The 7029-nt window shown below is 71.3% G+C and carries 7 protein-coding genes and 1 pseudogene; 4 read left to right on the plus strand and 4 right to left on the minus strand.

The features are described from left to right. The 3 genes and pseudogenes from KGA66_RS27235 to KGA66_RS27245 all read left to right on the plus strand — a co-directional run. Positions 1-295 (plus strand): annotated as a pseudogene (locus KGA66_RS27235) (polysaccharide deacetylase family protein); the annotation flags it as partial. Positions 296-573: 278 nt separating this feature from the next. Further along, positions 574-996 (plus strand): CBS domain-containing protein, encoded by a 423-nt coding sequence (locus tag KGA66_RS27240; RefSeq protein WP_211472145.1) that lies wholly within the window; start codon positions 574-576, stop codon positions 994-996. 225 nt (positions 997-1221) lie between these two features. After that, the gene (locus KGA66_RS27245; protein WP_211472147.1) at positions 1222-2322 is read left to right on the plus strand and encodes a baeRF2 domain-containing protein; all 1101 of its coding nucleotides are present in this window, start codon (positions 1222-1224) and stop codon (positions 2320-2322) included. Positions 2323-2384: 62 nt separating this feature from the next. Here the strand turns inward: KGA66_RS27245 and mgrA are convergent, their stop codons facing one another. Beyond that, positions 2385-3413: an L-glyceraldehyde 3-phosphate reductase gene (mgrA, locus tag KGA66_RS27250; protein WP_211472149.1), complete on the minus strand. Its 1029-nt coding sequence runs from the start codon at positions 3411-3413 to the stop codon at positions 2385-2387. Positions 3414-3679: 266 nt separating this feature from the next. Between mgrA and KGA66_RS27255 the strand changes: the two genes are divergently transcribed. Continuing rightward, positions 3680-4651, plus strand: coding sequence for a CapA family protein (locus KGA66_RS27255; RefSeq protein ID WP_211472151.1), 972 nt, complete (start codon positions 3680-3682; stop codon positions 4649-4651). 61 nt (positions 4652-4712) lie between these two features. Here the strand turns inward: KGA66_RS27255 and KGA66_RS27260 are convergent, their stop codons facing one another. The 3 genes from KGA66_RS27260 to KGA66_RS27270 all read right to left on the minus strand — a co-directional run. Continuing rightward, positions 4713-5552, minus strand: coding sequence for a class II glutamine amidotransferase (locus KGA66_RS27260; RefSeq protein ID WP_211472153.1), 840 nt, complete (start codon positions 5550-5552; stop codon positions 4713-4715). Between the two features lie 269 nt (positions 5553-5821). Further along, on the minus strand, positions 5822-6568 hold the full coding sequence (locus KGA66_RS27265; RefSeq protein ID WP_211472155.1) for a class I SAM-dependent methyltransferase: 747 nt from the start codon (positions 6566-6568) through the stop codon (positions 5822-5824). Positions 6569-6742: 174 nt separating this feature from the next. After that, positions 6743-7029, minus strand: a 287-nt coding sequence (locus KGA66_RS27270; RefSeq protein ID WP_211472157.1) for a ricin-type beta-trefoil lectin domain protein, incomplete at its 5' end; no start/stop codon positions are given.

Below are 7029 nucleotides of genomic sequence, written 5' to 3' on the forward strand. Positions count from 1 at the left end.
TGGTACGGGAGGCGGCGGTGGCGGCACCGGCGGCTGCACCGCGACGCTGTCGGCCGGCACGGTCGGCAACAACTGGTACAACCTCAACGTCTCGGTCAGCGGCTCCAACACCTGGACCGTGACGATGAACCTCGTCGCCCCCGCGGTGGTCTACAACACCTGGAACGTCAGCGCCAGCTGGCCCAGCCAGTACGTGATGGTCGCCAAACCCAACGGCAGCGGCAACAACTTCGGCGTCACGATCTCCACGAACGGCCAATGGACATGGCCATCAGTGTCCTGTAGCACCAGCTGAACCCGAGTGCACTTGGTCAAGCGGCACGGCACACGACGGTGGCGCGGCGGTTCAGACCGCCGCGCCACCGTCGCTCGCGCTACCGCACCCGCACCCGCACCCGCACCGCGTCGTGCAGGCGATGAGGCGCTGCGCACCTCCAGCAACCGTTCGACCGGCTCCTTGGTACGCGGCGGGGCCGCGGCCGGGTCTTTCGGCCCTACCGGCCTCGGCGGTGCGTTCAAGACTGCCTACTACCGCGGCCCGTCCGAGCCACGGCGGCGATCTAGGAGGCGACGATGACGAATGCGGGCGACATCATGCACCGGGGAGCCACCTGCGTACAGGAGAGCGAGACGCTCGAAGCCGCCGCGAGGCGGATGCGCGAGCTGGACGTCGGGTTCCTGCCGATCTGCGGCACGGACGACCGGTTGCACGGGATCATCACGGACCGGGACATCGTGCTCAAGTGCGTCGCCATGGGCGGTGACCCGCGCCGCATGACTGCCGGCGAACTGGCTCAGGGCACGCCGGTGTTCGTCGCCGCGGACACCGAAGTCGACCAGGTGTTGCGCATCATGGAGCAGCACCGCATCCGGCGGCTGCCGGTGCTCGAGGGGCACCGCCTGGTGGGTGTCGTCAGCGAGGCGGACCTGGCCAGGCACCTGTCCGACGAGCAGGTCGGCCATTTCGTCGAGGCGATCTGCGCGGAAGGCGATTAGCGGGAGGCCGGCGGCCCGCGCCGGGGGCGCCCGGGCCGTGCCTGACAAGTGGCGCCGGTACCGCGTCGCGTTCTGCCCGGGCCTTCCGGCCCTGGAAGTACGCCGAGGAACGTACCAGCATGGAAACGAGTTGCAGGGCCAGCCGTACGACGCGGGCGGCCCAAGCCGCACGCGCGTTGCGGAGCGTCGCGGCTCGGGCCGCCGGCGCCGACTTCAGGAGCAGCCATGCGGACGATCAGCCGAACAGTAGCCGATCCGGTACGCGCGCCTTTGCTGGCCACCGGGCCGGTCGCGTCCATCTACGCGCGCACGGGCCAGGGCGCCGAGGGAGAGTTGCGATTGCGCCGGCGGGGTCTGGCCGCGTCGCTGGCGCAGCAGGGGCTGGATCCCGAAACCCTGCAGCTCGCGCGGATGCAGTTGGCGAGCCTGACCGAGGAGCCGGGCGTCGAGGCGTTCTTCCTCGCCGGCGGCCGGCTGCTGGCCTCGTTCCACCTCGCCGGGGCCGACACGCCCGAGATGGCGGTGTACGCGCCCGTGCCCCGGGTGCTGCCGGTGCTGCGCTGGTTCCAGGAACGGCCCGCTCACCTGCTGGCGCTGGTGGATCGCGCCGGTGCGGACCTCTTCAGCCAGCCCGCAGGGCGGCAGACGCCTTTGATGCGCACGATCCACGGCCCGGATGACGAGATCGAACGCAACGCGCCCGGCGGCACGGCTCAAATGCGTTACCAGCACCGCGCCGAGGATTCCTGGCAGCACAACGGGGCGCACGTCGCCGAGGCGATAGCGGACGAGCTCGACCGTAGCGGCGCGTCGCTGCTGCTGATCGCGGGCGACGTGCGGGCCGTGCAGTTCCTGGAGCGTTACCTGCCGACCCGCGTGCGGCGCCAGGTGCGGATCACCCACGTCCCCGGCACCCGCGGCGAGCGCCGTTACCAGCAGGAACACGTTGCGCGCGCGGTACGCGAGGCCGTCGACGCGGAGACGGGCCGGATGATCGCGGCCGTGGCCGAGGGACTCGGGCGGGCCGGAACGGCCGTGGACGGGACGCAGGCGACCGCCGACGCGCTGGCCGAAGGCCGGGTGAGCACGCTGCTGGTGACCGATGATCCCGGCGACCGCCGGACGCTGTGGATCGGTCCCGGCGCGGGCGACCTCGCCGCCCAGCCGGGCCCCCTGACTGCCGCGTGGCCGTGGTCCTTCCAAGCGCCTTTGACCGACGCGGCGATCCGCAGCGCGCTGCTGGCCGACGCGGATGTAAGGGTGCTCACCCCGGGTCGCGCGGGCGCGCCGGCGCAGGGCATCGGGGCCCTGTGCCGCTTCGCCTGAACCGGTCCGAGCCGGCCTGAACCGGCCCGAGCCGGCCCGAGCCGGTCCGTCCCCGCCGCCGGTCACTCCTCGCTGGAGGCCGCCCACAGGTTGACCCCGGACTCCACGGCGTGCTTGTCGATCCGGGCCAGCTCGTCGTCGTCGAACTCCAGCCGCTCCAGCGCGCCGAGGCTGTCGTCGAGCTGGCCGACGCTGCTCGCGCCGATCAGGACCGAGGTCACCCTCCGGTCGCGCAGCGCCCAGGCGAGCGCCATCTGCGCGAGCGACTGCCCGCGCTCGGCGGCGATCGCGTTGAGCGCGCGCACGTGTTCGAGGTTGCGCTCGCTGAGCAGTTCAGCCGAGAGGGAGGACTCGCGCGCCGCGCGGGATCCGGCGGGGACGCCGCCGAGGTACTTGTCGGTGAGCATGCCCTGCGCGAGCGGTGAGAACGCGATGCATCCGACGCCGAGTTCCTCGAGCGCGTCCAGCAGGCCGTGCTCGATCCAGCGGTTGAGCATCGAATACGAGGGCTGATGGATCAGCAGCGGTGTGCCCATCGAGGCGAGGATCGCCGCCGCCTGCCGGGTGCGCTGCGGGCTGTAGGAGGAGATCCCGGCGTACAGCGCCTTCCCGGACCGTACCGCCGCGTCCAGCGCGCCCATCGTCTCTTCGAGCGGTGTGCTCGGGTCGAACCGGTGGCTGTAGAAGACGTCGACGTAGTCCAGGCCCATCCGGGCGAGCGACTGGTCCAGGCTCGCCAGCAGGTACTTGCGCGAGCCGCCGCCCTGGCCGTACGGCCCCGGCCACATGTCGTAGCCCGCCTTGGTGGATATGACCAGCTCGTCCCGGTACGGGCGCAGGTCCTGCGCGAACAGGGTGCCGAAGTTGAGCTCGGCGCCGCCGTAGGGCGGGCCGTAGTTGTTGGCCAGGTCGAAGTGGGTCACCCCGCGGTCGAAGGCTCGGCGCAGGATGGCGCGCTGCGATTCCAGTGGCTGGGTGTCGCCGAAGTTGTGCCACAGGCCGAGCGAGACGGCCGGCAGATCGAGCCCGGAACGTCCGCAGCGGCGAAACGCGGCGCCGTCGTAGCGCTCCGGTGCGGCGGTGTAGCCCATGCGACTCTCCTTCTGCGCGCGGCGGACGGTCTGCCTGCTCGTCCACCCTGCCCCGGCGCCCCGCCACTGTCCAATACGAGCTGCGGATCCGACTGATCGCAGCCGCGGCTCAATCGCGTGCGGGACGCGAGGTGAGGCGAGGCGTGGTGAGGCGGGCGGCGCGAGGCGGGCGGGGCCGCGCGAGGCGGGTCTTGCGGCCCTGCCGGTGGCCGCCGGGCCGGGGCAGACTCACGGTAGGCGGATCCAGTTGTCGAGGTGGTGGCCTGATGGCGATCACGGTGGCCCTCGCGGGCGACACGATGCTCGGGCGCGGCGTGGCCGAGCACCTGTCACGTCACGGTACCGGCGCGTTGTTCGCACCTGAGATAGAGCACGCGGTCGCCGAGGCCGACCTGTTCCTGGTGAACCTGGAGTGCTGCATCTCCGAGGGCGGCGCGCCGTACACGCGGATTCCCGGCAAGCCGTTCTTCTTCAGGGCGCCGCCGCTCGCCGCCAAGGTGCTCGCCGGGCTCGGTGTGGACGGCGCCTGTCTGGCCAACGACCACGCCCTCGATTTCGGCCCCGAGGCGCTGCTCGACACCCGGGCGGCGCTGACCGAGGCGGGTATACGCGCGGTGGGCGCGGGAGCGGACGAGACGCAGGCGCGCGCCGCGACCGTGTTCGAACGGCGGGGGCTGCGGATCGGCGTGATGGCCGCGACCGACCACCCGGAACAGTTCGCCGCGCGTGGGCACGAACCGGGCGTCGCGTTCGCGGACCTGAAGGACGCCGTGCCGGCCTGGCTCACGGACGGCGTGCGGGAGTTGCGCGAGCACACGGACCTGACGTTGGTCACCGTGCACTGGGGGCCGAACATGGTGGACCGGCCGGTGCGGCACGTGCGGCACGCGGCGGCCGCGCTGGTCGACGCGGGCGCGGACCTGGTGATCGGGCACTGCGCTCACGTCTTCCACGGCTTCACCCGCCGGGTCCTGTTCGACCTGGGTGATTTCATCGACGACTACCGGGTGGACCCGATACTGCGCAATGATCTCGGGCTGCTGTGGCTGGTGACCTTCGAAGGCCACCGGCCGGTACGCACCCGGGCGATCCCGATCGCGGTGGACGGGTGCCGGACCAGGCTGGCCGACCCCTTCGAGTACGCGCGGATCAGATTCCGGCTGGACGGCGCCTGCGCCCCCTTCGGCACCCGGATCGAGGACCGGGGTGACTTCCTCGACGTGACGTGGCCCGAGTAGGCGGGTGCGGCGGGTGCGCCCCGCGCGTCGTCGCCGACGCGTCCGCCGCCGCGCTCTCGCTTCAGCGGGTGTTCGCTCCCGTCGGCGTGAACGGCCGCAGTTCCTCGCGCCCCCTGCTCACGACGGCCACCGTCGACTCGGGGACCTCCAGCCACGCGCCGGGCAGATCGCCGATCGGTTCGGAGACCACCATCCGCGCGTCGTCGCTGGCCGCGTGCAGGATCTCCCGGTCCGGGTACATCTCGCGCAGCGTCGGGATGTCGCGCGTCAAGAACATCGAACGTGTCCTGCCCTCGCTGGAGTAGCGGAAAGCCCACAGCGACGCTCCGTCGCTGGTCGCGATCGTGCCCTGGAACGGGAAGGCGACGCCGTGCGCCCGCCCGGTCGCCTCGACCAGGCCGACGGCGCGCGCGACGGCCCCGACGGGATCGGTTTCGAGCCCGAAGGTCAACGCGAGGTAGAACAGGATCTCGCTGTCGGTCTGGCCCGCGATCTGCGGGTACAGCGCGGGATCGACGGCCATCGCGAGTTCGCGCTTGACCCGGGCGTAGCCGTCGATGAACCCGTTGTGCATCCACAGCCGGCGGTCGTGGCGGAACGGGTGGCAGTTGGTCTGCTGGACCGCCGACCCGATCGCGGCGCGCACGTGGGCGAAGAACAGCGGCGAGGCGACGTGGGAGGCGACCTCGCGCAGGTTGGCGTCGTTCCAGGCCGGTTCGGTGCTGCGGAACACCCCGGGGGTCGGGCGCTCGTCGTACCAGCCGATGCCGAACCCGTCGCCGTTGGTCGTCTCGGCTCCCAGCTTGGCGTGAAGACTCTGGTCGATCAGCGAGTGCACAGGAGTGTAGAGAACGGCCGTGAGGACGACCGGCGAACCGGTGTATGCCAGCCAGCGGCACATATGCGGACCCTCTCTGTTACGGGCCGCCGCCGGTTGCGTGCCTCGGCGTGCCACCGCTTCCGGCCGACCGGACCGGGAAGTGAGAACTCTGACGCGCGGGCCGTGGCGACGGCTCGGGCACGGCGGTGCGCCGCGAGTGCCCGTCCGCCTCCTTCAGGATCGCCCAGCCCGGGCGGAGTGTCCTGCGAGCCGGTACCCGGACGGGCTAGCCGGAAACGGACCGCAGCCCAAGCGCGGCGGACGGATCAACCGCCTCGCGCGCCCAGCGCTCAGGCGGCCTCCAGGACGAGGAACAGGAAGCACAGGAACTCCCCCGAGGGCTTCTTCGCGAAGACCTCGGGGAAGTGCTCACGCGCGCCAGGCGCGGCAGGCGGTTCGCTGATGACGGTCATCCGGAAGCCGGCGGCGGTGAACTCGCTGGTCAACGCGTGCAGCGGCCGGTGCCAGTAGGTCAGCGTGCCGCGCTGGCCGCTGAAGGTGTACTCCTCCGAGTACTCGCGGATCGCGAAGTAGTCGGCATCGGGATACAGCACCTTGTAGACGAAGGGGTGGTTGACGGCCACGATGAGCCGGCCGCCGGGGGTCAGCACGCGCCGCAGTTCGCCGAGCGGCCCCTTCCAATCCTCCAGGTAGTGCAGGACCAGGCAGGCGATCGCGTCGTCGAAGGCGCCGTCGGGGAATGGCAGCGGACCGGTGCCCAGACCGGCCCGGAGCAGGGCCGCGCCCTCGCCGAGCCGTCGCCGGGCCAGTTCCAGCATCTTGATACTGGGGTCGATTCCGGTCACCACGGCGCCCCGCTCCCGCAACGACTCGAGCAGGGGACCTGCGCCGCAGCCGACGTCGAGGATCCGCCGCCCGGCCACGTCACCGGCCAGATCCAGGACCGCCGGCCGGGTGTAGTAGCCGTTGATGAGGTTCGACTCGGTCTCGGCCGCGTACGCCTCGGCGAAACCGTCGTAATCGTTCGCCATGGCCTGACGCCCGTGCCCGGCAGAGGTTTCCAGATCTGAAGGCATGCGGCTCATCCTGGCACAGCCGCCGATGGCGAGGCGCGGCCCTGATTCACCCGTCCGGCCGCAGCCGGGCGATGCGCATTCATCGATCGAGTGGCAGAGCAGCGCGTGACGCGGCGAACGCTGGCGCTCGGCTCACCGGGGCGGCGGGCCGAGCGCCAGCGGGGAGGGATCAACTCAGCCGAGGGTCCATTGCTGGTTGCTGCCGCCGTTGCAGGTCCACAGTTCGACCAGGGCGCCGTTCGCCGTGGAGGCTCCGGTCACGTCCAGGCAGAGCCCTGACTGCACACCGGTGACGGTGCCGTTGGAGTTGAGGTTCCACTGCTGGTTGGTCTGGCCGTTGCAGGAGTAGACGATCACCTTCGTGCCCGCGGTCGTGCCCTTGCCGTTCGCGTCCAGACACAGGGTGCTGCCGCCCACGTTCACGGTCAGCTCGTTGGAGGAGTTGTGCGTCCAGGTCTGAT

Origin of the sequence: Actinocrinis puniceicyclus, assembly GCF_018283645.1 — a bacterium.
In the GTDB taxonomy this organism is placed as follows: Bacteria; Actinomycetota; Actinomycetes; order Streptomycetales; family Catenulisporaceae; genus Actinocrinis; species Actinocrinis puniceicyclus.

Excerpts from the sequence above, each read along its gene's own strand:
- KGA66_RS27240 (WP_211472145.1), top strand. The coding sequence starts at position 574 with ATGACGAATGCGGGCGACATCATGCACCGGGGAGCCACCTGCGTACAG.
- KGA66_RS27245 (WP_211472147.1), top strand. The coding sequence starts at position 1,222 with ATGCGGACGATCAGCCGAACAGTAGCCGATCCGGTACGCGCGCCTTTG.
- mgrA (WP_211472149.1), bottom strand. The coding sequence starts at position 3,413 with ATGGGCTACACCGCCGCACCGGAGCGCTACGACGGCGCCGCGTTTCGC.
- KGA66_RS27255 (WP_211472151.1), top strand. The coding sequence starts at position 3,680 with ATGGCGATCACGGTGGCCCTCGCGGGCGACACGATGCTCGGGCGCGGC.
- KGA66_RS27260 (WP_211472153.1), bottom strand. The coding sequence starts at position 5,552 with ATGTGCCGCTGGCTGGCATACACCGGTTCGCCGGTCGTCCTCACGGCC.
- KGA66_RS27265 (WP_211472155.1), bottom strand. The coding sequence starts at position 6,568 with ATGCCTTCAGATCTGGAAACCTCTGCCGGGCACGGGCGTCAGGCCATG.